Source organism: Alphaproteobacteria bacterium (genome assembly GCA_016699305.1).
GTDB lineage: Bacteria > Pseudomonadota > Alphaproteobacteria.
Genome location: CP064970.1, coordinates 150,186 through 175,485, shown reverse-complemented (window position 1 = coordinate 175,485; position 25,300 = coordinate 150,186). Strand labels below are relative to the sequence as shown.

General features: G+C 53.7%; 17 protein-coding genes. 16 read left to right on the top strand and 1 reads right to left on the bottom strand.

The features are described 5' to 3' along the window. Positions 1-108 precede the first annotated feature (108 nt). A complete protein-coding gene (glmS, locus tag IPI58_00865) occupies positions 109-1,929 on the bottom strand; it encodes a glutamine--fructose-6-phosphate transaminase (isomerizing) (GenBank protein QQR69270.1) in 1,821 nt (606 codons plus the stop codon). Between the two features lie 26 nt (positions 1,930-1,955). On the opposite strand from glmS, the gene IPI58_00860 reads away from it, so the two are divergent. The 16 genes from IPI58_00860 (at position 1,956) to IPI58_00785 (ending at position 25,300) form a co-directional block, all read left to right on the top strand. Continuing rightward, positions 1,956-2,495, top strand: a complete 540-nt coding sequence (locus IPI58_00860; protein QQR69269.1) for a hypothetical protein — start codon at positions 1,956-1,958, stop codon at positions 2,493-2,495. 15 nt (positions 2,496-2,510) lie between these two features. Beyond that, entirely contained in the window at positions 2,511-3,545 is a 1,035-nt protein-coding gene (locus IPI58_00855) for a hypothetical protein (protein QQR69268.1), read from the top strand. A gap of 25 nt (positions 3,546-3,570) precedes the next feature. Beyond that, positions 3,571-3,990, top strand: a complete 420-nt coding sequence (locus tag IPI58_00850) for a hypothetical protein (GenBank protein ID QQR69267.1) — start codon at positions 3,571-3,573, stop codon at positions 3,988-3,990. A 15-nt stretch (positions 3,991-4,005) separates the two neighbouring features. Beyond that, complete coding sequence (locus tag IPI58_00845) at positions 4,006-4,797, top strand: hypothetical protein (GenBank protein QQR69266.1); 792 nt, start codon at positions 4,006-4,008, stop codon at positions 4,795-4,797. Next, complete coding sequence (locus IPI58_00840) at positions 4,781-5,041, top strand: hypothetical protein (protein QQR69265.1); 261 nt, start codon at positions 4,781-4,783, stop codon at positions 5,039-5,041. Before IPI58_00845 ends, IPI58_00840 begins: the two co-directional genes overlap by 17 nt. A 25-nt stretch (positions 5,042-5,066) precedes the next feature. Next, the gene (locus IPI58_00835; GenBank protein QQR69264.1) at positions 5,067-10,310 is read left to right on the top strand and encodes a hypothetical protein; all 5,244 of its coding nucleotides are present in this window, start codon (positions 5,067-5,069) and stop codon (positions 10,308-10,310) included. 151 nt (positions 10,311-10,461) lie between these two features. Further along, positions 10,462-12,624 (top strand): type I secretion system permease/ATPase, encoded by a 2,163-nt coding sequence (locus tag IPI58_00830; GenBank protein QQR69263.1) that lies wholly within the window; start codon positions 10,462-10,464, stop codon positions 12,622-12,624. A gap of 6 nt (positions 12,625-12,630) precedes the next feature. Beyond that, the gene (locus IPI58_00825) at positions 12,631-14,058 is read left to right on the top strand and encodes an HlyD family type I secretion periplasmic adaptor subunit (GenBank protein ID QQR69262.1); all 1,428 of its coding nucleotides are present in this window, start codon (positions 12,631-12,633) and stop codon (positions 14,056-14,058) included. A gap of 983 nt (positions 14,059-15,041) precedes the next feature. Beyond that, on the top strand, positions 15,042-16,544 hold the full coding sequence (locus IPI58_00820) for a tyrosine-type recombinase/integrase (protein QQR69261.1): 1,503 nt from the start codon (positions 15,042-15,044) through the stop codon (positions 16,542-16,544). A 167-nt stretch (positions 16,545-16,711) separates the two neighbouring features. Beyond that, the gene (locus tag IPI58_00815) at positions 16,712-17,215 is read left to right on the top strand and encodes a hypothetical protein (GenBank protein ID QQR69260.1); all 504 of its coding nucleotides are present in this window, start codon (positions 16,712-16,714) and stop codon (positions 17,213-17,215) included. A gap of 11 nt (positions 17,216-17,226) precedes the next feature. Then, the gene (locus IPI58_00810; protein ID QQR69259.1) at positions 17,227-18,129 is read left to right on the top strand and encodes a hypothetical protein; all 903 of its coding nucleotides are present in this window, start codon (positions 17,227-17,229) and stop codon (positions 18,127-18,129) included. Between the two features lie 132 nt (positions 18,130-18,261). Next, a complete protein-coding gene (locus IPI58_00805) occupies positions 18,262-18,621 on the top strand; it encodes a hypothetical protein (GenBank protein QQR69258.1) in 360 nt (119 codons plus the stop codon). 773 nt (positions 18,622-19,394) lie between these two features. Continuing rightward, positions 19,395-20,798 carry a TolC family protein gene (locus IPI58_00800; protein ID QQR69257.1) on the top strand — a complete coding sequence of 468 codons (1,404 nt, stop codon included), beginning with the start codon at positions 19,395-19,397 and terminating at the stop codon, positions 20,796-20,798. Beyond that, positions 20,785-21,726: an efflux RND transporter periplasmic adaptor subunit gene (locus tag IPI58_00795; GenBank protein ID QQR69256.1), complete on the top strand. Its 942-nt coding sequence runs from the start codon at positions 20,785-20,787 to the stop codon at positions 21,724-21,726. Before IPI58_00800 ends, IPI58_00795 begins: the two co-directional genes overlap by 14 nt. A 5-nt stretch (positions 21,727-21,731) precedes the next feature. Further along, positions 21,732-24,977 carry a CusA/CzcA family heavy metal efflux RND transporter gene (locus IPI58_00790; protein QQR69255.1) on the top strand — a complete coding sequence of 1,082 codons (3,246 nt, stop codon included), beginning with the start codon at positions 21,732-21,734 and terminating at the stop codon, positions 24,975-24,977. After that, positions 24,974-25,300 carry a hypothetical protein gene (locus IPI58_00785; GenBank protein ID QQR69254.1) on the top strand — a complete coding sequence of 109 codons (327 nt, stop codon included), beginning with the start codon at positions 24,974-24,976 and terminating at the stop codon, positions 25,298-25,300. The genes IPI58_00790 and IPI58_00785 overlap by 4 nt, the downstream gene beginning before the upstream one ends.

Here is a 25,300-nt window from a genome sequence, read left to right as displayed (position 1 = left end):
TGACCTATCATGTCTGGTCTATTTGCATCCTAGCATCGTGCCATCCCCCTAGCCACATATTAATCGCCTGGATCCCTCCTAAAGAAGTCAGTTGTTAGGGGCGATCACCTACTCCACCGTCACGCTTTTGGCCAGATTGCGGGGCTGATCGACATCGGTGCCTTTGGCGATGGCGGTGTGATAGGCCAAAAGCTGCATGGGGATGGCGTAGAGAATCGGCGCGGTCAAGGGATGACAGGTCGGCATCTCGAAACCGGCGGTGGTGTCGATATGCGAAAGGCCCGCCGCGTCGCTGAACACATAACTGCGGCCCCCGCGCGCGCGGACCTCCTGCAAGTTCGAGACCGTCTTTTCGAATAACTCGTCATGCGGGGCCAGCACGATCACGGGCATGCTGTCGTCAATCAGGGCGATGGGGCCGTGTTTCAACTCGCCCGACGGATACCCCTCGGCATGGATATAGGATATCTCCTTCAGCTTCAGCGCGCCTTCCAGGGCCAGGGGGAAAGTGCTGCCGCGCCCCAGATAGAGGGCATGGCGCGCATCGACGAATTCCTTGGCCATATGTTGCAACTGGGCTTCCCGGTGTAGAATCTCGTTGATCTGGGCAGGCACCTCGGTCAATGCCTGGACCAGGTCCGCCGCCGCATCGGGCGTAAGCGCGCCGCGCGCCACGCCGGCCTGGATCGCCAAGCACGCCAACACGGCCAATTGCGTGGTAAAGGCCTTGGTCGAAGCCACGCCGATCTCGGGACCAGCCAGAGTCGGAATCACATAATCCGCTTCACGCGCGATGGAACTGTGTGGGACGTTCACGACGGCCAGGACTTTTTGGCCCTTTTGACGCACATGTCGCAAGGCCGCCAAAGTGTCCGCCGTCTCGCCCGATTGCGAGATCACCACGCACAGACCCGCCGGATCGACCGGCCCGCCGCGATAGCGGTATTCCGATGCGATATCCACCTCGACCGGCATTCCGGCCAAACGTTCGAACCAATATTTGGCCACAAGCCCGGCGTAATAGGCGGTACCGCATGCTGTGACGGTCAGGCGCGTGATTTTGTCCCAGTCTATCGCGATTCCTGGCGTCGCCACTTTACGCTGCGCTTCATCAAGCAAGCTGCACAACGTGTTGCCGATCACGACGGGCTGCTCGGCGATCTCTTTGCTCATAAAATGACGATAGGACCCCTTGCCGGTCATCGCGCCGGAAAGCTGGCCTGGCTGCATCGCGCGATGCGCCGGCGCGTCATGGGAGTCGTAGATCTCGACATGTCCGGGGGTCAGTTGCGCCCAATCGCCTTCCTCTAGATAAATTACATTGTCGCTGATGGGGGCCAAGGCCAAGGCGTCCGAACCGATGGCGACCTGCTGTCCAGGCCCAACGCCCACCGCCAAGGGACTGCCGCGCCGCGCCGCGATCAACAGGTCTTCGTGCCCGGCAAAGATCATCCCCAGCGCAAAGGCGCCTTCCAGGCGTTTCAAGCTGGCGGCGACGGCCTGGGCGGGAGTCTTGCCTTGGCGCAGTTCGTGGCTGACCAGATGGGCGACGACTTCGGTATCCGTCTCGCTGCTAAACACACAGCCTTGGGCTTCCAGCTCGAGGCGCAAGGCGCGGTGGTTTTCGATGATCCCGTTATGCACCACGGCCACCTCGTCGGTGGCGTGCGGATGCGCGTTCGTCTCGTTCGGGCGGCCATGCGTGGCCCAGCGCGTGTGACCTATCCCCACGCGCCCAGACAAAGGCTCCGATTGCAGCTTGCCGCGCAGGCCTTCCAATTTGCCTTGCTGGCGACGACGCTCGATCACGCCGTCCACCAATGTGGCCACGCCCGCGCTGTCATAGCCGCGATATTCCAGACGACTAAGGCCCTCGATCAACAAAGGCACCGCTTGCTCACATCCCACCACACCGACAATGCCGCACATAGGCTCGATCCTTTCCGGTATTCCTGATGCACCGGACGGTATCGGCAACAACCTTGATTGCGCAAGGACCTGGCCCTTCACATTTTGTGACGGATTGCTACAGCCCCAGTGCCAGAGAATCTCGTGCAGCCGATCCGGTTCCCCCCTGGCTGGAGAAGATTCGTCAACAGATCGCGCCGCAGCGGAATGTGTCGCCGTTGGTGTTGGACTTGGACGGAGACGGGGTCGAGGTATCGGCCTTAGACCAATCGCGCCCGCGCGTCTATTTTGACCTGGACAATGACGGCATGGCCGAGAACCTGGCCTGGGTGACGGGTGGCGATGGGTTGCTGTGCCGAGACTTGAACGGCAATGGGCTGATCGACAATGGCAACGAGCTGCTGGGCAGCGCCTCGGTTGACGGTTTTGCCAAACTGGCGGCGCTGTATAGCACGCGCGATCGGCGCATTAACCAACCAAGGGTATGTAATAAATCGACATTATTTCCATTGCACGGCACGCGCGGATGCGCTATATCCGGGCGTGTAAGGACAAGAAACATATTTGCAACTGCGCTGGCCGCTTAACTTCGAGGTGATTTGATGACCTTTTCCGCTTCGCGCTCTGTCCTCTCCGTCTTTCTTTTGGGATCGGCCTTGATGGGCATGATGCCAAGCGCGGTGTATGCGCAAACGCCGCCCAGCGGTGCGGCGCAGGCCGATGATGAAGAGGGCATTCCCAAAGTCTCATGGGGCGGCGCGTGCGATCAGGGAAGAAAAGCCGTTCCCGCCACGGCCTGCGACAAACTGGGCTGCTACGCGCCCGACTGCCTGGGCGGCTGGGGGCTGCGGCCACGCCGTACCTATAAACTGGTCTATGACGGCGATCCGGTGTGCAAGGTGATCGTGAAGACGCTGAACGACACGCTGCGTATGGACCCCAAAGAAGCCATCAAGCGCGTGACGCATCCGACGCCGCGCCCGGACAAGATCGAAAAACTCAGATGGAGGGGTGTGGATTTCTATCGCTCACAAAACCCGCTGTTCAGCGATCCCATCTTTACCCAGTGGAATTTAATACAGGGCGGGATTCATGGTGAGAATGGAAGCCGTTTTTCGATCGGCGATACGGCCTTTGAATACTGGCAAATCCTGCCCTATAAAAATGACGGCGTGGATCAGTTGGTGACGATCCATACGAATCCGTCGGATAAGTATCGCTCTGTAATCCAGCCACCATTCATGCTTTTGGAGTGGGATATTCCTGCAGATAAACTGAAAATGGAAGACTGGTCTTATTACAAATCATACCTGCCATATGAAGAGGTAAATGATGGAAAAATCGGTAAGGGTGCCGTCAATGGTATAAGGAGTCTCTTGGGGTATCAAGGTAAGCTGGTATTTCCTAAGATTTCTGCTGAATTGCAGAAGGATGAAATGCCATGGAGTAATTTTGATCGGGGGCCGAGTCTTGCCCATTTTGCGAATATTCACGGCAAATATTACCTTATATTGATGAGCACTACCCCGCATGACCTGATGGTCGTGGCCGATGCGGCACGACCACCCGGTGATGACTTGTGTTACATCGAATCCAGCATCACGCATAAAATCAAATTCGCACCAGGCCACCACTGATCCACACAAGTCGGGAGTAACCAACATGTCGAAATTCGCCGTTCTTTTTCCAAACTATGCTGATAACGCCGCCTATCTGGCCGTGCGTAACAAGATGCTCCAGGAGGGAGAGAACAGGCCTCTTTATTTGGGAGGAAGTAACCTTCCCGCAGCAGGAAAGTATGGGAAACCGGGGAATCTGGACTACACTATCGGCTATGGCTATGACATCAGCAAGCAGACGGGTGCAGGAATTATTGCCGATTTTACGGCGGCGGGGATCGCCATCAGCGATGCCAAGACAAACAATGTTGGCGGTGTGCTGTATAGCACGCGCGATCGGCGCATTAACCAACCAAGGGTATGTAATAAATCGACATTATTTCCATTGCACGGCACGCGCGGATGCGCTATATCCGGGCGTGTAAGGACAAGAAACATATTTGCAACTGCGCTGGCCGCTTAACTTCGAGGTGATTTGATGACCTTTTCCGCTTCGCGCTCTGTCCTCTCCGTCTTTCTTTTGGGATCGGCCTTGATGGGCATGATGCCAAGCGCGGTGTATGCGCAAACGCCGCCCAGCGGTGCGGCGCAGGCCGATGCTGAAGAAGGCGTGCCCAAAGTCTCATGGGGTGGCGCGTGCGGGCGAGCAAGAAGCACCGTGCCAGCACAGGCCTGCGACAAACTGGGCTGCTACGCGCCCGACTGCCTGGGCGGCTGGGGGCTGCGGCCACGCCGCACCTATAAGCTGGTCTATGATGGCGATCCGGTGTGCAAGGTGATCGTGAAGACGCTGAACGACACGCTGCGTATGGATCCTAAGGAAGCCATCCGGCGAGTCACGCATCCGATGCCGCGACCGGATAAGATCGAAAACCTCCGCTGGGGGCATCACGATTTCTATCGTTCCCAAAACCCGCTGTTCAGCGATCCCATCTTCACCCAGTGGAATTTTATTCAAGGCGGGACATCTGGCGATAACGGCAGTCGCTTTGCAATTGGTGATGCACCTTTGGAATACTGGCAAATCCTGCCCTATAAGAATGACGGCGTGGATCGGTTGGTGACGATCCATACGAATCCGTCGGATAAGTATCGCTCTGTAATCCAGCCACCATTCATGCTTTTGGAGTGGGATATTCCTGCAGATAAACTGAAAATGGAAGACTGGTCTTATTACAAATCATACCTGCCATATGAAGAGGTAAATGATGGAAAAATCGGTAAGGGTTGCCGTCAATGGTATAAGGAGTCTCTTGGGGTATCAAGGTAAGCTGGTATTTCCTAAGATTTCTGCTGAATTGCAGAAGGATGAAATGCCATGGAGTAATTTTGATCGGGGGCCGAGTCTTGCCCATTTTGCGAATATTCACGGCAAATATTACCTTATATTGATGAGCACTACCCCGCATGACCTGATGGTCGTGGCCGATGCGGCACGACCACCCGGTGATGACTTGTGTTACATCGAATCCAGCATCACGCATAAAATCAAATTCGCACCAGGCCACCACTGATCCACACAAGTCGGGAGTAACCAACATGTCGAAATTCGCCGTTCTTTTTCCAAACTATGCTGATAACGCCGCCTATCTGGCCGTGCGTAACAAGATGCTCCAGGAGGGAGAGAACAGGCCTCTTTATTTGGGAGGAAGTAACCTTCCCGCAGCAGGAAAGTATGGGAAACCGGGGAATCTGGACTACACTATCGGCTATGGCTATGACATCAGCAAGCAGACGGGTGCGGGGATTATTGCCGATTTCACGGCGGCGGGGATTGCCATCAGTGATGCTAAGACAAATGATGTCGGCGGCACAATGTATAGTACGCGCGAATTGCTGGTCAGTTATATTAAGTCTGGGGACGAAAAGACATTGGCGGCACTCAATACCGCTTTCAAGAATGATTATGCAGGGACGGTCACGGACCAGCCACCCAAGGGCCTAACGCAGGCTCAAGGCCTGGCCTTGCTGAACGCCGCGATGAAGCGCCGATACGAGCCTGAATTGATCAGTAAGATCACGGATCCGAAGCTGAACGCCGGTGATGAGGGCCACACATTGGCGAATAACGGCCTGCATGCGTTGTTGATCAGCGAAAAGTATAACGGGGTTTATGGGGATTTGCAGGGAAAATATATTCAGCAAGGCAATATCGGCGCATTCCTGGCCGATGTGCTGTTCTTTAATAATAAAGCCGAGGGCGTTTATAAACAGGGCCTGGAAAGCCGCCGCCTCCGTGACCTGGCGGCAGCGCTGGGCGTGACAGCTGTGGAAACTGACGATAACGCAACCAGCATCAACTTTACCGCCAATCCGCTGGCGGGGGTGTTTGTGGCTTTGGCGTTGAAGCAGGAGGCCGCGAATATCGCCAATCATATCAAAACATTTCCGGCGGGCAGTACGGCGGTGACGGACTTAACAGCCATTCGCGCCAATCTGCTGGCCAGCGCGCGGGACGCGGTGAATGTGCCGGGCACGGGGTTTCATCTGGTGCAGCCGGGAGAAACCCTGGCCTCTATCGCCGCCAGTGTGAGATATAGCGCCGATCTGTTAGGGCGGCTGAATGATCGCGTGACCGAGGATGATGGCGTTTACTGGGACGCGGGAGTTTGTTCTGTGGCCGTGGGCAGCATGATCCGCGTGCCGATCCAGGCCATCGCCATCGGCGCGCAGGACACCCCTTTGCCTTTCCTGCCCAATAAAAACCGCGCCTATATTTTCGACACGACAACCAAGATGATTTATGTCGTGCCCAGCGAGCTGGACGACGACCTTGACGGCGCTTTGGTGGTGCTGCGCGGTTCATCGGACCCTGGCTTTCGGATCTATCCGTCTTCCGGGGGATGGGCTTTTACGGATTTTACCATTACGCCTACGGCCAGCGCGGCAGGCGGCACATATCTGATTCACATGAATCAGCCTGCGCCTCCCCCTGTGCAGCATACCTATGGGTATGGGACAGATGCCGGCGGCGTGTACACCAATATGTACGTCCCCATCTCTTACGGCACCAATTATAATGACACGATATACTCGTCATCGGGTGCATGGACGCAAAATGTCAGCGTCAATGGCATGGGCGGGAATGACCTTATCAGTATATCCGGCCTGATGGTAAATGCCACGCTTCATGGCAATACAGGATATGACCATATCATTGGGGGATCTGCCAATGATGTTATTTATGGCGATGAAGACGATGATTGGATGGCAGGAAGTTTAGGCAAAGATACATTATACGGCGGGACGGGAAGCGATACATTATATGGGGGTGAAGGTAATGACACGTTATACGGCGGTGAGGGGAGAGATGAATTATATGGAGACGTAGGCAACGATATACTGGATGGCGGCGCCGGAAATGATGTTCTAAGAGACGTAGGTTCTTACGATATTCTAGGCATCTCTGGAAATAATACTTTTAAAGGTGGAGATGGCGATGATGATGTTTATGGTGGAAGCGGGGATGATACGTATATTTATACAAGTGGTTATGATCGCTATGATGATAATTCAACATATCGTGTCAATAACACACCCTATTTTTATAACAGTAATGATACGATAGTTATGCCGACTGGCGTGACTCTATCTAATTTAAATTTTGAATATACTGATCATTATCATGCCTCATATTCTGATAGTTATGCATTAAAGATTCATGTAGCTAATTTAGGAGAAATAGCTCTAAAAGAAAATCAGTATGTGGAATTTTCCACTATTCCCATAAATGATAGACGCATCACAAATATAGATAATTTACGTTTGGCGAATGGTGTGGTCTATTCTATGAAAGGTGACAATCGCATCACGGTTTCATCCTATGGGACTGAGGGAAATGACAGTATATTCTCTTATGGACACGACTTTACCTGGACTTCTCCTACTTTTAAGATGGCTTTATATGGCTACGGCGGGGATGATTCTTTATATGGCGGCATGTCTGATGATAAATTAGACGGCGGCATTGGGACGGATGTGTTGGAAGGTGGGGTCGGCAATGACATCTATGTTGCCTCGTCCGGCTATGACCGCATTTATGAGGAGGGCAACGATCTGCAGGATGTGTTGCTGGCTCCGGCCGGCATTACGGCAGCGCAGGTGTCCTATTACCATGATGGCAACCAGAACCTGGCGATTGTGATCGCGGGGCTTGATCTGATTACGGTGATGGGTCAGTTCTATCATGCTGTAAGCAATCGGTTAGACTATATCAAGTTGTCAAACGGACAGATGATATCCCTGGCGGGACTTTCAATGAAAACGTTCGGGACGGATTGGGATGACAATATAACAGGCATTGTAGGTGCGGCGACGGATGATGTGATCGATGCGGGGGAAGGTAACGATTCTGTGTTAGGGGGTGCCGGCAATGACAAAATATTGGGCGGAGACGGGGATGATACGCTCAATGGCGAAGACGGTGCCGATCAACTAAACGGCGATGCCGGGAATGATTGGATATTCGGCGGCGTGGGCAATGACAAAGCATGGGGCGGCGATGGCGATGACAGGCTGTTTGGCGAAGACGGCGATGATCAGCTTTACGGCAATGCTGGGGATGACATGATTTCAGGTGACAATGGCAATGACCAGCTTTACGGCAATGCTGGGGATGACATGATTTCAGGTGACAATGGCAATGACCAGCTATTCGGCGATGCTGGGGATGACAATCTTGAAGGTAAGGCCGGCAATGATAAAGCTTGGGGTGGTGATGGGAATGATTCAATTTCGGGCGGCGATGGCGATGATCAGCTGAACGGCGAAGCGGGGAATGACGGGATATCCGGCGGCAACGGCAACGATACATGCTGGGGCAGTGATGGAAATGACGGAGTTTCCGGTGGAGAAGGCAACGACAACGCTTGGGGCGGCGATGGCGATGATAAGCTCTATGGCCAAGACGGCGACGATCAATTAAACGGCGATGCCGGGTTAGACCTTATCCAAGGCGGCACCGGCAACGACAAAGCTTGGGGTGGCCTCGGCGATGATAAGCTCTATGGCCAAGACGGCGACGATCAATTAAACGGCGATGCCGGGGTGGACCTTATCCAAGGCGGCACCGGCAACGACAAAGCTTGGGGCGGCGATGGTGATGATACGCTCTCTGGCGAGGACGGCGCGGATCAGTTGAACGGCGATGCCGGGTTAGACCTTATCCAAGGCGGCACCGGCAACGACAAAGCTTGGGGCGGTACCGGCGATGATAAGCTCTATGGCGAAGACGGCGACGATCAATTAAACGGCGATGCCGGGGTGGACCTTATCCAAGGCGGCATCGGCAATGACTCGGCTTGGGGCGGCGATGGTGATGATACGCTCTATGGCGAAGACGGCGACGATCAACTAAACGGCGATGCCGGGGTGGACCTTATCCAAGGCGGCACCGGCAACGACAAAGCTTGGGGCGGCCTCGGCGATGACAAGCTCTATGGTCAAGACGGCGACGATCAACTAAACGGCGATGCCGGGGTGGACCTTATCCAAGGCGGCACCGGCAACGACAAAGCTTGGGGCGGCGATGGCGATGATACGCTCTATGGCGAAGACGGCGCGGATCAGTTGAACGGTGATGCAGGGAATGATGCGATCCGTGGTGGCGCAGGGCTTGACCACATATGGGGCGGCGCTGGCAATGATCGAATCTATGGCGAGGGAGATGCCGACGCCTTGTATGGCGGGGCGGGCGATGACCAAATTCAGGGCAATGATGGCAATGACCAGCTTTATGGCGAGGCTGGGTCCGACGTCCTCTATGGCGGTCTGGGCGATGACAAATATGTCTTTGCCGCCGGTTACGGTCATGATGTGCTCGATGACGCCAGCGGTGGCGGCGCGGGGACGGACACGCTGTTGATCCAAGGGCTGGCCGATACCGATGCGCTACGATTCTCGGTGACCGGAGCCACGAATGACGTGTTGATCAAGCTGAACGCGGCCGATGATGTGCTGCTGAAATATCAGTATTCGGCTTATCGTCCGATCGATTGGCTGCAATTCGATGATGGGTCTTATGCGGGTCTTTACGCCTATGACTCTTGGGTGTGGGGTGGCAATTACGGCACGAATATCACCTTGGGCACGGCTACGACGAACACGGCGGCGGATATCTATTGGGGCGATGCCGAGGCGGAAACCATCCGCACTTATGGCGGCAATGATCAGATCTTTGGCAATGGCGGCAACGATAAGCTGGTCGGCGGCGAGGGCGACGATATGCTGGCCGGTGGATCGGGCAATGACGAAATGTGGGCCGAGAACGGCAATGATCGTCTTTTCGGCGGCACAGGGGCTGATGTGCTGCGTGGCGGGGCTGGGAATGACATCATCAGCGGCGGGGCTGGAAATGACATTATGGTTGGTAATGCTGATAATGATCAGCTCACGGGCGGTTCGGGTAATGACACTTATAACTTTGCCGCAGGAGATGGCTCGGACATTCTAACGGAAAATGACGCTACCACGGGCAATGTGGATGTTCTGTCCTTTTTGTCGGGAGCAAACAGCGATCAAATCTGGTTCCGTCATGTGGGGAACAATCTGGAAGTCAGCTTAATCGGCACTGCGGATAAGGTCACTGTCAGCAACTGGTATTCAGGCAAGGCCTATCATGTCGAGCAGATCAAATCCTCTAACGCCAAGACTCTGCTGGACAGCCAAGTCGAGAATCTGGTTAGCGCTATGGCGGGCTTCACGCCACCCGTGATGGGTCAGACGACCTTGCCCGGCAATTACCAAGCGGCGTTAGCCAGCGTGATCGCCGCGAATTGGGCGTAAGTAGGGGGTTGGAATGGGGGGGCTTCGTTTGCCCCCCCCCTAAATGGGTAGAGTATTTCGTGACTTATAGTGTGTTTCGGTGGCGTTGGTCACGAAATATTAAAACGATTATGAAATAATATACCTCTTTCTATTTGATACGAGCACAGGCATGTCCGAGCAAGATTCCGTCAAGAAACCAACAATCAATCCTGCAGCTACTGCGGGGGCGGTGGTGGATTCGGGGCTGGCATGCCTTGTGATGATGACGCGCTTTCACGGCGTAGCGGCGGATCCCGATCAAATCCTTCATGAGCATGCATCTGACGGTCATAGGCTGGGTCAAGCCGAGATTCTTTTGGCGGCCAAGCAATTGGGCCTGCATGCCAAGCTGACGCGCACGCAGATCGAACGTTTAGATCGCGCGCCGCTGCCCGCTATCGCCGTAGATCGGGCGGGCGGATTCTTTATCGTGGCGCGCGCACAAGAGGATCAAGTGTTGATCCAGGATCCTGCTGTTGGTCGCCCTCAGTCGGTGAGCCGCGCAGAACTTGATGCGCGCTGGACGGGGGAATTGATTCTATTCACCTCGCGCGCTTCGCTGGCGGGAGAGATGGCAAAATTTGATTTCTCATGGTTCATCCCCGCCGTTGTCAAATATCGCCGTTTGCTGGGTGAGGTTCTTCTGGTCAGTTTTGTGCTGCAAATCTTCGCGCTTATCACGCCTCTGTTTTTTCAAGTGGTGATGGATAAAGTTCTGGTGCATCGAGGCATGACGACTCTGGATGTGATCGCCGTAGGGCTTGGCGTGGTGGTGCTGTTCGAGGTCACGTTGAATACCCTGCGTGGTTATATCTTTGCCCATACCTCCAGCCGCATTGATGTGGAATTGGGGGGACGGCTGTTTCGCCATTTGCTGGGCTTGCCCTTGGCCTATTTTCAGGCGCGGCGCGTGGGCGATTCCGTTGCGCGTGTACGGGAGTTGGAGAATATCCGCTCTTTCCTAACGGGCAACGCCATTACCTTGGTCCTTGATCTGCTGTTCTCGGTGGTTTTTATCGCGGTAATGCTGTGCTACAGCGGCTGGCTGACCTTGATCGTGGTGTTGTCCTTGCCGTGCTATGGCATTTTGTCGGCTTTCGTTACCCCTTTATTGCGCGCGAGACTGGACGAGAAATTTAATCGTGGTGCCGAGAACCAAGCCTTTTTGGTCGAAACCATCAGCGGCATTGATACGGTCAAGGCCATGGCGGTCGAGCCGCAATGGACGCGCAAATGGGATAACCAATTGGCGGCCTATGTGTCCTCCAGCTTCCGCACCACTGCTTTGGGTAACTTCGCCAGCAATGGCGTTTCGTTGATCGGAAAACTGGTGACGGTGGCAACGCTGTATGTCGGGGCACGATTGGTGATGGAAGGCCATCTGACGGTCGGCCAGCTAATTGCCTTTAACATGCTGGCAGGACAAGTGGCGCAGCCCGTGATGCGCTTGGCGCAGTTATGGACGGATTTCCAGCAGGTCGGTATCTCCATGCAGCGCCTGGGCGATATCCTGAACACGCATCGAGAGACGGCGGGGGCGAAAAGCAGCCTTCCGGCACTGAAGGGGCGGATCGAACTGGATCATGTGACCTTTCGCTATCGCCCGGATGGGCCAGAAGTGTTGTGCGGGATCGAACTGGTTATTCAACCGGGTGAGATACTGGGCATCGTTGGTCGTTCGGGGTCGGGTAAAAGCACGCTGACCAAATTGGTGCAACGGCTGTATGTGCCTGAACGTGGGCGCGTGCTGATCGATGGGATGGATCTGGCTCTGGCCGATTCATCGTCACTGCGGCGGCAGATCGGCGTGGTCTTGCAAGAAAATGTGCTGTTCAACCGATCGATCCGCGACAATATCGCTTTGTCCGATCCAGGAGCGCCGCTCGAAGCCGTGATGCGCGCCGCCAAGATGGCGGGTGCGCATGAGTTCATCCTGGAGCTTCCCGAAGCCTATGACACGATGGTGGGCGAGCATGGCGCGACCCTTTCGGGTGGACAGCGTCAGCGTATCGCCATCGCCCGCGCGTTGATGACCAATCCGCGTGTCCTGATCTTTGATGAGGCCACCAGCGCGTTGGACTATGAATCCGAGCGCGTGATTCAAAACAATATGAAAGTCATTTGCCAGGGCCGTACGGTGATCATCATCGCGCATCGTTTGTCCGCTGTGCGGGACGCCAATCGGATCATTGTGCTGGACCGGGGCCGCATCGTCGAAGCTGGGGCACATGCCGAATTGATGCAGCGTCAAGCCGGACATTATGCACGGCTGCACCGATTGCAGCAGGGATAGGCCGCCATGACCTGGACATTACACAGCAAGGCTTGGGGGGATTTGTGGAAGCGCTATGCGGCGGTGCTACGTCACGCTTGGCGGCATCGGCAAGAGCTGGATAGCCCGGCGCGTTTGCCGCATGAAGCGCAATTTCTACCCGCTGCGTTGGCGTTGCAGGAAACGCCGCCATCCCCTGCGCCGCGCATGGCGATGTGGCTTATCATGAGCTTTGCCTTGTTGGCTGTGCTATGGGCGACATTCGGACAGATTGACATGGTGGCCACCGCCCAAGGACGCATCGTGCCAGGAGACCGCACCAAGACCATCCAGCCGATCGAAACCGCCACGGTTAAGGCAATCCATGTTCATGATGGGCAATCTGTCAAAGCCGGAGATGTGCTGATCGAGTTGGATGCCACAAACGCCCAGGCAGACCGTGACCGCCTAACGGGCGATTTGGGTTTCTCCCAATTGCAGGCCGCGCGTTCGAAAGCCATGCTGGCGGCGCTGGATTCAGGCAAGCTGGAACTGCCACAACGGCCAGCTCATTTGGATGAATCACGCTGGCAAGAGGCGCTGTCCTGGCTATCGGGCCAGCATGGCGAGTATCTGGCCAAACTGGAACGCATGGATGCCTCCATTGCGCAGCGTCAGGCGGAGTTGGAATCAACTCGGGAACTGGTGCATAAATTAGAGCAAACGGCTCCCCTCGCGCGCCAGCGCGCCCAGGACTTTAAGGAGTTACTGGAACGCAGCGCGGTATCCAAGCATGCCTATCTAGAAAAGCAACAGGCCCATATCGAACAGGAGTCGGATCTGGCCGCGCAGCGCAGTCGCCTGAACGAGATCGAGGCCGCTTTGCGTGAGGCCGAGGGACAAAAATCCCAGCTTACCGCCGAGACACGCCGCACGCATCTGGACAGCCTGAATGACGGCATGCAAAAAGCCGCAGCGACCGAGCAAGAATTGCTCAAAGCCGACACGCGCGGCAAATTGATGACTCTGACCGCGCCGGTGGAAGGCACAGTTCAGCAATTGGCGGTGCATACCGTGGGAGGCGTCGTCACGCCGGCCCAGGCGTTGATGGTCGTCGTGCCGCGCGACGACGCTTTGGAAATCGAAGCCTTCGTCGAGAATAAGGATATCGGATTCGTCAGAGCCAATCAGAACGCCGAGATTAAGATCGAAACTTTTCCCTACACCAAATACGGCACCCTTCATGCCAAGGTGCTTTCCGTCTCGCACGATGCCATCAATGACGAGAAACGCGGCCTCATCTATACCGCCCGCGTCCGAATGGAACGCTCTACGATCCTGGTCGATGGCACACAGGTGCATCTTGGCCCCGGCATGGCCGTGACAGTGGAGATCAAAACCGGCAAACGCCGCGTGATCGAATACTTCCTTAGCCCACTCTTACAATATGGGCATGAAAGCTTGAGGGAAAGATAGGCGCTGTGGCAAAATGCGGAATGCAGATATCAGGCCGACCGAAACTGCATTGCAGACCGCGTTCATCCAGCCAAAACCATCAAACGCAAGACGTAGTGTGCGCGGAAGAACAGCAGCATAGCCCCGAAAATACGTCTTACAAACCGGAAATACTGCGGGGCCTACAAGGTCATGAACGAGAGCGAGCGTCTCACAGCATTAGCGAGCAATCTGTAGGCCGTTTTGATAACTGCTGAGCGGTGCTGTCTGCGAACTAAGCACGCCGCCTGGATTTTGCACCCGAGAACCACCATAACCCAGATTAGATTGCGCCGTACCCAGAGGACTGCCCCGCATTCCAAGCGGACTCCCTCCCGCAGCCAGCGGCGTCCCGCTTCTGCCTATGGACGTACGCCCGGCGCCCAGAGACGTGGCACCCCCGACTGCAACATCATCCTGCTCAGCGTGGAGCACCTGAGATTGAGGCTGTATTCTATCCCATTGACGCTGCAATGAGCCGCGCTCGGCACTCAAGCGATCCTGCGCTGCCATGGCAGACGTAGCCACAGAACAGGCCAAAGCTAAACCTAAGACGATGATGGATGAATTTTTCATGGCTACCTACCAAAGATATCTACAGCAACGCCTCAGAGTGTAACAACAAATGACATATATTCATAATTCTTTCATCCCCGCCGAGACTGCCCAACTCATGGAGGTAATGCGGATAACTCATTGAAAAAATGGTGCTACTGAGAGGAATCGAACCTCCGACCCCGTCCTTACCAAACTGCGCTCGGCCTATTTTGCACAACTTCGCAGGAATGCGAAGAAACGCTTTTTATTACGCTATATCAATGTGTTAGTTGACTTCCAGCGACCTATAGAGCGACTGTCTGGTTATCAGCTTTACGCACCGGTTTGAAGCCTCTTGCTTCCACAGTGCTTCCATGAAACGGCGCGCATGGCTGACGAGAACCATAATAACGACAGGCTCGAACGCTGTGGCACGACTGACGAAACGCACATTGGAATCCGCCGAGATCAAGGCCAAGGACTATTTCATCTTTGACGATGAATTGCCGGGCTTCGGTGTGCGCATCATGCCATCGGGAAAGAGGATCTTCGTCCTGCAATACCGCGTGGGCACCAGAGCCAGACGTTGCACACTTGGTCATTATCCCGTCCTCACTGTCGAGCAGGCGCGCGTCAAGGCAACAAAGACTCTGGCCATTGTGCGGGGCGGCGGCGATCCCTCCGGCGATAAGCAGGCGCTTGCCGCCGCTCCAGATGTGCGCAATCTGGGGCAAAGGTTTCAGGATGTACATTGCAAGGATCATCTGAAGCCAAGCACCCGCGCTCAGTACACGCATCTCCTGAACAAACACATCATCCCAGAACTTGGCCACCTAAAGGTCGCCAGCATCACACGCGCGGACATCGCCAATCTTCAACACAAACTTGCGAGTAGCCCCGACAAAGCGAACAAAGTCATGGTTGTGCTTTCCAAGATGTTCAATCTCGCGGAGCTGTGGGGTCTGCGTCAGGACGGATCAAACCCCTGCCGCCACCTGAAAAAGTTTAAGGAGGTCAAACGCGAGCGCTATCTCTCCGCCGACGAGATGCGTCGACTGGGCGAAACGCTTCGCATGGCGGAAGAAGCGACGCTCTGCTCGCCTTATGCCATTGCCGCTTTCCGTCTGCTGATTTTGACCGGTGCTCGTCTTGGAGAGATCCGGTGCTGCAAATGGGAATATGTGCTGCTTGATCGCGGGATCATCCGATTGCCGGATTCCAAAACCGGCCCGAAGTTCATTCACCTCGGTCGGACGGCTATCGACCTGTTGCGTCATCTGCCGCACAAGAACGGCAACCCGTATTTGATTTGCTCTGACAGCAAGCCGGAGGAACCCATCTATGATTTGCAATCCACGTGGCAAAAAATCCGTAAATGGGCGGAGATTGAAGATGTCCGCATTCATGATCTTCGGCACACCTTCGCCTCAAACGCCGTAGCAATGGGCATGAGCCTTCCCATGATCGGAAAGTTGCTCGGCCACACCCAAACGCAAACGACGGCGCGCTACGCACACCTTGCGACCGATCCGGCGCTTGAAGCCGCCAGCAAAATCACCGACGAACTTGGATGCCTCTTAGCGCTTCCCCCACCAAGTAATCCAATGATCATCGATGTTGAAGCCGTTCCCGTCGATCCACCAGCCTTAGCTCCTCTTGCGGGCTTGCTGTGCATCGAAAATACCAATGACCTGCCGCGCTTCATGACGTCCGAACAGGCCGCCAAATACCTGAGCGTGAACCCACGCCTAATGGATCATTGGCGCTGGCGAAAAACCGGCCCGAAGCATGTCAAAGTTGGAAACAGCGTGCGATACACGAGCGCGGACTTGGATGATTTTGTGGAAAATGGCAACGCCAACACAGCAAGAGAAGGCGGTATGGTTAATCCGCCCGAGAAAAACGCAATAATTTCTGCGCATATTCCTTAACGTCCAAAACCTGTTAACACAAAAGTAACTATGTGGTTGAAAGTATTGATGAAATTGTTTTGCTTGCCATTTTCTGGTAAGATACCCCTCGTGTTCGGGTTCATCGGCAGGGCATTTTAACCCGTTAATATTTCTGAAACTATTTGAGAAAGCCATTGGAGGGCGTTATGTTGGGATCCGTAGCTTTAAATTATGAAACGCCTTTGGTTTGGATGCCCTTTGTAATGCCGTCAACGAGCAAAACACCTGTCGAAATGATCGACAACGGTTTCGGAGAGGAAACCGTGGTGTACCGCGTTGGCCAAAAAATGATGTACATCACGATGGGCGAGGATTTTGCTCGTGACGATCTTTTTATCACGACCATTCCTAACGTCTATGTGAAGGATCTCGAAAAACGCCGTGGCTATTTATACCCGGCTTCTTTTGAGACGGATGCGAAAACAGGGCAATATCTTGAAGTTTCGCCCGAAGACGAAAAACTGCTCATTGATCAACTCGTAAAAGACCAACTTACCGGCGTTGAATACCGTAAACAGAAGGATATGCGCCCGATCAAGCAACGCATCGTTGGAAGTTATTATTCAGCAGAAGATCAAGTTGTTTATAAAAACCCATCTTCTCCTAAAACACCACCTAAAACGCGAAGGGACAAGCGGTTCGACCAGTAAGGGACGAACCAATGTCTACTCCATCACCATCCAATATTTTCTCAGGAAAGTCCCCTGAACAGGCTTGGCGTATTGCTCGATGCGAAATTACCGCTCGGCATGGCGGTGTTTTGGCCTTTGATCACAAAGGATATAGCCTTTCATACACAGGCCCAGATGTTATCGTTTCACCAGAAAAAGATCTATTTATACCGTATGCTCCGAGAATAGATAACCTGAAACGAACCGATCAAATGGTTCAGGAATTGCTGCGCCAAGGAATCCCCGTAGTTTGGTTGGACGGGTCTCCAATTGGCAAGTTTCTCTTTATTGAAAACAAGCTCTACGTAGGCATAAAGGAATACTTCCTGTCACAAGGCGTGACGGATCCAAATGTAATTAAGGCGGGTGGCGACTATGTGATGTCGCGGGTTTCCCGCTCTTATATCAAGTCTGCTTTTGGATATGGCGCTACTGCAGTTTGCGGGGCCGACCACAAACGTATTTTTTATCACTATGAGATGCCTGCGCTTGTTAACAACGATAAGATTGTCGCCGTCAATGAACTGCCGCGCAAAATGGTGCATGATTTCTATGCAATCAGCAAAGACGAAGCTTTTCAGGTTATTTGCTGGGCTGAGCTTCTTTTGTCGAAAGGCCGGATGGAAGCAAACGATAACGAGGACACAAGGCGTGATTTCCATCAACGGCAGTATTTCTTGAACGGTGAGAGAAAGTTGATGGCATCCAGAGTTGTGCCTCTCTCGAAAAAATGGGAGCATAAACGGGAAGAAAAGCGCGAAGAAATCTTCTCGAATTATGCGGGATTGATCTGCAATGACGCCCTGAAAAATATGCTCACGGAGGTTCGTCCGCTTTGCCCGACCGTGGTTTCCTTTCCGGCGCATGTCGGTAAAAAAGCCTACAAAATTTAGCAGACCCTCTGGGTAATTCTGAAACTATTTGAGAAAACGATGGGAGGAAGTTATGGTTGGATCAGTCGCGCTAATGCGCACTTGTGATTTTATCCCTACGCTAAATTTTGGGAAGATGTGGAGTTTTTAAGAGTGTCCAAGCCCTCGCGTTCATTAAGCGCCCAAGAGCGAGCGCAGCACTTCCACGATGTAACAGTGGATGGAAAACCTCCTGTGCGCCCAGATGATCTTATGGGGCAAGTCTACATCACCCCTGATCGCCAGAGAGTTATCTACTGGCACAACGAAACTCGTGATCCAACGGCATTAAAAGCTCAGTATGTTCCGGTATCTCCCGACGATGTTCTCAAAAGCGGGGAGAAAGAAACCGTATGCTGGTCTGAAGTCAGATCTCTCGGTGCCGAAATCGACGCCGAAGATCGGCGTCAAATGCTTGGGGATTACTATGGTGATCAAAAGGCATCCTCTCTGATCGCCCATACGCTCGGCTAATTTTCCAATTCACGGAGAATGGCTATGTCGAGTGTTGATCAGTTTGCGACGAAGGTGCTGCTGCTTATTGAAACCGAAATTGCCCTTATGCTCCCAGCTTCGCGCCCTGACTTCATCGTTCCGGCCTATGCGAAATGTCGCACGCCGCGATAAGGGGGCATCGGGGCATTAATGTGGATACGAAGCCCTTACGACAATTTCTATCCCGCTAGGTATTCATGTTGCTGTGGCCAGCTTGAATGTGAGATTTGAACTACAAGGCGAATCTTTCGGGATTCGCGCGAAGAAAAAGGCGAAAATAAGGCGTCTTAAATTGTTTTGACAAATGGTTGTTTCAAATTTCCAAAATCATTTGCTTTCATAAAATTCTTATGATAGACCCGCCTACATGAAGAAAATCGGTGTGCTGATTGCGATCCTCTTTAGCTTGGTTGTTTCACCAGCCTTGGCTGCTGACGCATGTCTGATTGCTGCTCCTGCTTCTCCGGCTCATGTCAGTGAGATTAGGGGAGATGTCCAGAAGGACGGGAACACTCAAAATCAGAATGACGTGAACTGCGGACATTGTTCCTGCCAACATAGCGTTATATCTCGATTTCCAACGGGTTACTTTACCTATATTTCCAAGAAGGCCGGTAAACTGCCTGTTATGGCCGACAGTGTTGTGATTTCGTTCAGTGCGCGCCCCCCCTTAAAGCCCCCTATGCACGTTTAATTTCTGCCGTTTCCGGCATTTGACGTCACCCCACCTGCGAAGGTGTCGAGTGTGTCGTGTGCATATTTTTCCCAAACGAATGAGATTCGTAATGACGAGAAGACTTTTCGCAGTACTTGTCTGCGCAATGATTGTGTCCAATAGCGCTTTTGCTGGAGACAACCCGCAATACACGCAAGATGATCAGGATCGTGGTTCGGCCAAGCGAGAGTCAACAACACCTGACGCGCTAACTCACCCAAAATCCGAAGGCGGATTGACGCTTGAGGCCGCCATTGCGCGAGCCTTAACACAGTCGCCGAAGATAAGATCGTCCGATGCGGCGCGCCAATCCAGCCAAGGCGAGCTTCGTCAAGCCGGAGTCTGGCAAAATCCCGAATTGGAAGTGGCCGCCGAAAATATTGCCGGGAAAGGCCAGTATAAAGGGTTTGATTCCGCCGAAGTGACCTATGGCGTGTCGCAGTTGGTGGAAATCGGCGGAAAACGCGATGCCCGTATTGAGATGGCCAAGCGCGGAGTCGATCTTGCCAATTATGATCATCAGGCGGCGAAGCTCGATTTGATCCAAGACGTTACGCAGGCTTTTGTAGAAGCCGTGGCGACATCCGAAGAAGTGCGGCAAGCGCGGGAACAACAAGTCCTTGCCAACGATGTTTTGCAATCCGTTTCGCGTCGCGTTGAAGCGGCACGGGAGCCACTGATACAAAAAAGCAAGGCGAACGTGGCGCTGGCGACCAGCCGCATCGCTTTGGAGAAAGCGGAGCGTGACCATGATGCTGCCCTCAAGGTCTTGGCCAACCTGATAGGCGTGGATGATAGCGGCGCTGTCGCCAAACTCGATACGAGCGGATTTTACACGATCTCTTCCCCAGCAACGATGGCTGCTGTCAAGGAAATGCTTGAACGCAATCCTGATGTCACTCGTTGGAAGTCAGCGGTTGCAAAAAGCGAAGCGGCCTTTGAGTTAGAAAGAGCCAATGCGATACCCGACCCACGCATCAATGCGGGCGTGCGTGATTTCCGTGAGAGCAACAACAGGGCCTTTCTTGTGGGGATTTCCATTCCAATTCCCGTCCTGAACGGTAATCGGGGCAACATCACCAAGGCTCGGGCCGAGGTAACGAAGGCATCGGTCGATCAAAGAGTTAGCGAGTTGGCGCTCAACTCGGAGCTTACAAAAAACCTGCAAGCCCAGAAAACGGCATATGTCCAAGCGACGACACTGAAAGACGTAATTTTGCCTGAAGCCGAGCATGCGTTTGATCTTTCGCGCCAAGGCTATCAGGCGGGAAAATTTGGATATCTGGAAGTGTTGGATGCCCAGCGCACGTTGGCCGACGCGCGGTTGCAATACATCGAAGCGCTGAAAGAATTCCACATCCAACGTTCGAATGTGGAACGCCTGACTGCAACACATCTCCCCACAAAAAACGCATTAGAGGAACCCCATGATCAAGAATAAACCAGTTCTTTTGTTGGCACTTACCGGCCTTCTCCTTAGCGGCGGTCTTTACTGGAGCAGCCGCGACAAAGAAGCCGATGCTTCAGTTCAAAAAGAGGCGGAAGCCGCGCCTGCGGACAGCACTCAGATTGCAAAGGATGTCGCTGAAGCGGCGGGTGTCAGGACTGAAACAGTCGGCAGCGCAACTGTGCGTGAGACCATTACGCTAACTGGCCGCATTACGCTTAACCAGAACACAACGGCACAGGTAAAAGCCAGATTCCCCGGAATCGTGCGTGAGGTCAAGAAAGGTCAAGGCGAGAGCGTTCAGATGGGCGATGTGCTGGCACTTGTGGAAAGCAACGACAGCCTTCAGGTTTATCCCGTTAAAGCACCTATAGGCGGGGTTATTCTGGCGCGCAATACGAATATTGGCGATGTGGCGGGAGAACAGCCGCTGTTTACTATTGCCAATGTCTCCGATGTTTGGGCTGAGTTTCATATCTTCCCGCGCGATATTGACCAGATCAAACGTGGCCAGATGGTGCATGTAACGAGTTTTGAGGGCGAGCACACAGGCAAAGCGCAAATTGCCACCATGTCGCCTATTGCCGAAGCATCGAGCCAGACCATTGTCGCGCGCGTGACGCTACCTAATCCCGATGGCCTTTGGCATTCCGGCATGACGGTGCGCGGCGATGTTGAAGTGAACGCAAAAGAAGTGCTGGTTGCCGTGAAAACTTCAGCAATCCAACGCATGGAAAACAACACGGCGGTGTTTGCGCAAATGGGAGACCGTTATGTCATGCGCCCAATCAAGACGGGCATCAGCGATAATCAGTGGACGGAAATATTGGATGGACTGCAATCCGGCGAGTCTTATGTGACCGAAAACAGTTTTCTTATCAAGGCAGATATCGGCAAAGCCGGGGCGAAAGAAGAGGATTAAAAACAATGATTGCACGAATCTTAGGCTTTTCTCTCCACCATCGTTATCTCGTTGGGTTGCTGACTGTCGCTGTTGCGGCATTTGGGATTTATTCCCTGCAAAACCTGCCAATCGATGCGGTGCCTGACATCACGAACGTGCAGGTTCAAATCAACACGACAGCGCCTGCCCTTTCACCGGCGGAAGTCGAAAAGCAGGTAACATTTCCAGTCGAAACGGCCTTGTCGGGCATTCCCGGACTTGACAGTACGCGCTCGCTTTCACGCAACGGCTTCAGCCAAGTGACGGCTGTATTTCGTGACGATGTCGATATTTATTTCGCGCGCGCACAGGTCAACGAACGCCTGCAAGAGGCCAAGGAAAATTTGCCTGCCGAAGCCGAACCGCGCATGGGCGCGATCTCGACGGGGCTTGGCGAAATATATATGTGGACAGTGAGCTACCTGCACCCTAACGGCAAAGGCGCGGAAGCCAAGAACGGGCAACCGGGATGGCAAAGCGAGGGTAGCTATTTGACGCCTGAAGGGCAGAAGCTCAAGGGAGATGTCGAGCTGGCGTCGTATTTGCGCACTGTTGAAGACTGGATTATTCGCCCTCAGCTTAAGGCCGTTTCGGGCGTGGCGGGCGTAGACGGCATCGGCGGCTATGTGCGCCAGTACCATGTCCAGCCCTATCCTGAAAAGCTGGTGGCGTTGGACTTGGGCTTCAAAGATATCGTTGAAGCGTTGGAAAAGAACAACAAAAGTGTAGGTGCGGGCTACATCGAGAAAAACGGCGAGTCCTATGTGGTGCGCTCGGACGGGCGTATCAATTCCGAAAAGGATATCGGCAATATCGTCGTGGCTACAAGACGGGGCGTTCCCATTTATCTGAAAGAAATTGCTGAAATCGGCATCGGCAAGGAATTACGCACAGGTTCGGCTTCCGAAAACGGTCGGGAAGTTGTTGTGGGTACAGCACTTATGCTCATCGGCGCGAATGGCAGAACGGTTTCGGAAGCGGTGGATACGAAACTGAAGGAGATAGGAAAATCGCTTCCGCCTGATATAGAAGCCAAACCAGTTCTTAATCGAACCAACCTTGTCAATCGCACCGTTTCAACAGTTCAAAAAAACCTAACCGAAGGCGCTTTGCTTGTTATCGTTGTGCTGTTCTTGATGCTCGGCAACATACGGGCAGCCGTGATTACGGCGCTTGTTATCCCGATCACCATGCTGATGACCTTTATCGGCATGACGAAACTCGGCGTTAGCGCAAATCTTATGAGCTTGGGCGCGCTCGACTTCGGCCTCATTGTCGATGGCGCTATTATCTTGACAGAAAACTGTCTGCATCGACTGGGGCGCGCGCAAAACGAAAAAGGCCACGTTCTTACGCTCAAAGAAAGACTGCACGAAGTGAGGTTGGCCGGAACGGAAATAATCCAGCCCATCGTCTTCGGCCAAGCCATCATCATCATGGCCTACGTCCCCATGCTTACCTTTACCGGCATTGAAGGTAAGATGTTCGAGCCGATGGCTGTGACCGTCATTCTTGCCTTGGTTTTCGCTTTTGTGCTCTCGATCACTTTCGTTCCGGCGATGATAGCTCTCTTTGTGACGGGCAAAGTGAAAGAAGGCGAAGGAGTTATCGTGGAAAAGGCCAAGGGTCTTTATCTTCCTTGGCTGGAAAGAGCCTTAAAGCGGCCTCTCTTGACGACCGGCATTGTCACGGGCTTGTTCGCTCTATCACTCATCACATTCAGTTTTCTTGGGCGGGAATTCATCCCGACGCTTGATGAAAAAGACATCGCCATGCAGGCGCTGCGCATTCCAAGCACGTCGCTTTCGCAGTCGCAAACAATGCAGTTCGAAGTTGAAAAAGCGGTTAGCAAGTTCAAGGAAGTCGCTTTCTTGTACAGCAAAACGGGATCGGCGGAGATGGCCGCCGACCCCATGCCGCCAAATGCGACGGATACCTTTATCATCTTAAAGGACAACAAAGACTGGCCCGATCCTAAGCTGTCTAAAGCGGAACTCATCAAACGCATCGAAGAGGCCGTGAGTAAAATTCCGGGCAATAACTATGAGTTCACGCAGCCCATTCAAATGCGTTTCAATGAACTTGTCGCGGGGGTGCGCGGCGACGTCGCTGTGAAAATCTTTGGTGATGATTTCTCGGTTATGAGCAAAACGGCAAGCGAGATGATGCGTGTTCTGCAAAGTGTGGACGGCGCAGCCGACGTTAAAATGGAGCAAACCGAGGGATTGCCTTTCTTGGAAATTGTGCTCGATAGAGCCGCTATCGCACGCTATAGCCTTAATGTCAGCGATGTGCTCGACGTCATTGCGATTGCGGTCGGCGGGCGCGAAGCCGGACTTGTTTTTGAAGGGGATCGACGTTTCGATATCATGGTTCGTCTGCCTGATAGCCTTCGCGGCAATATGGCGACCATCGAAAACCTGCCGATTCTGTTGCCGGAAGAAAGCGAAACCGCAGATGAAAAGGAAGGCATCCCCCATGTTCGTCCGCGTTATTTGCCGCTGAAGGAAGTCGCCAGCCTTAAGATCACGGACGGCCCCAACCAAATCAGCCGCGATAACGGTAAGCGCCGCATGGTCGTGCAGGCGAACATACGCGGACGCGATATGGGGTCGTTTGTAGCCGAGGCGCAAGCCAAAATCGGAGCACAAGTCAAATTGCCCGCAGGCTATTGGGTTGAGTGGGGCGGACAATTTAAGAACCTTAAGGAAGCCAGCGAACGTCTGCTGATCGTCGTTCCGGCCTGTTTCTTCTTTATCTTCTTGCTGCTGTTTACCGCGCTGAATTCGGTACGACAGTCCTTGCTTGTTTTCAGCGGCATCCCTTTATCTGTAATCGGGGGCATTTTCACGCTGCTCTTGATCGGGATGCCTTTTTCGATATCGGCTGGCGTTGGTTTTATCGCGCTCTCCGGCATCTCGGTCTTGAACGGGCTGGTCATGGTCAACAGCATCAATCAACTGGTGCAGGAAGGAATGCCGGAAGAAGAAGCCGTTCGCAAAGGCACGCTGAATCGGTTGCGCGCCATGATTATGGCGACCGTCGTTCCATCGCTCGGCTATGTGCCTATGGCGTATTCCCACGGCGCGGGAGCTGAGGTGCAAAAGCCGCTCGCTATCGTCGTAATCGGCGGACTAATGACGGCGACCTTCCTGACACTTTTGGTGCTGCCCGCCCTCTATAAGTATTTTCACCTTGCTGAAGAAGTAACCGAAAAGGAGGAACTATGAGAAAGGTATTTTGTATCGGCCTTCTTGCCGTGCTGCTGAGCGCATGTGCCTCAGACCCGGCAATCCCGTCTTTGCCGCTTTCTGAACGATTGGCAGGGAAAACGCTGGAGGAAAAGAAGGAAATCTTGCGCGAAGCCTGTCTGGATGAAGCGCGGGACAGCACAATCAGAAGGAAAGATCGCTACCGTGGCAGCTTTATGCGCCATCGCTTGGGCACGACAGAGGAAACAAAACGCCTTAAAGCGCTCTGCCAGTTAATTGACGAAAACTACGATCCAAACCAGCGCAAATCGACAATTTCAGCGCCTGACACACGGGAGTAA

Bases quoted from the DNA above. Each gene is read 5' to 3' on its own strand.
- glmS (QQR69270.1), bottom strand. From the start codon at position 1,929: ATGTGCGGCATTGTCGGTGTGGTGGGATGTGAGCAAGCGGTGCCTTTG.
- IPI58_00860 (QQR69269.1), top strand. From the start codon at position 1,956: ATGCACCGGACGGTATCGGCAACAACCTTGATTGCGCAAGGACCTGGC.
- IPI58_00855 (QQR69268.1), top strand. From the start codon at position 2,511: ATGACCTTTTCCGCTTCGCGCTCTGTCCTCTCCGTCTTTCTTTTGGGA.
- IPI58_00850 (QQR69267.1), top strand. From the start codon at position 3,571: ATGTCGAAATTCGCCGTTCTTTTTCCAAACTATGCTGATAACGCCGCC.
- IPI58_00845 (QQR69266.1), top strand. From the start codon at position 4,006: ATGACCTTTTCCGCTTCGCGCTCTGTCCTCTCCGTCTTTCTTTTGGGA.
- IPI58_00835 (QQR69264.1), top strand. From the start codon at position 5,067: ATGTCGAAATTCGCCGTTCTTTTTCCAAACTATGCTGATAACGCCGCC.
- IPI58_00830 (QQR69263.1), top strand. From the start codon at position 10,462: ATGTCCGAGCAAGATTCCGTCAAGAAACCAACAATCAATCCTGCAGCT.
- IPI58_00825 (QQR69262.1), top strand. From the start codon at position 12,631: ATGACCTGGACATTACACAGCAAGGCTTGGGGGGATTTGTGGAAGCGC.
- IPI58_00815 (QQR69260.1), top strand. From the start codon at position 16,712: ATGTTGGGATCCGTAGCTTTAAATTATGAAACGCCTTTGGTTTGGATG.
- IPI58_00810 (QQR69259.1), top strand. From the start codon at position 17,227: ATGTCTACTCCATCACCATCCAATATTTTCTCAGGAAAGTCCCCTGAA.
- IPI58_00795 (QQR69256.1), top strand. From the start codon at position 20,785: ATGATCAAGAATAAACCAGTTCTTTTGTTGGCACTTACCGGCCTTCTC.
- IPI58_00790 (QQR69255.1), top strand. From the start codon at position 21,732: ATGATTGCACGAATCTTAGGCTTTTCTCTCCACCATCGTTATCTCGTT.
- IPI58_00785 (QQR69254.1), top strand. From the start codon at position 24,974: ATGAGAAAGGTATTTTGTATCGGCCTTCTTGCCGTGCTGCTGAGCGCA.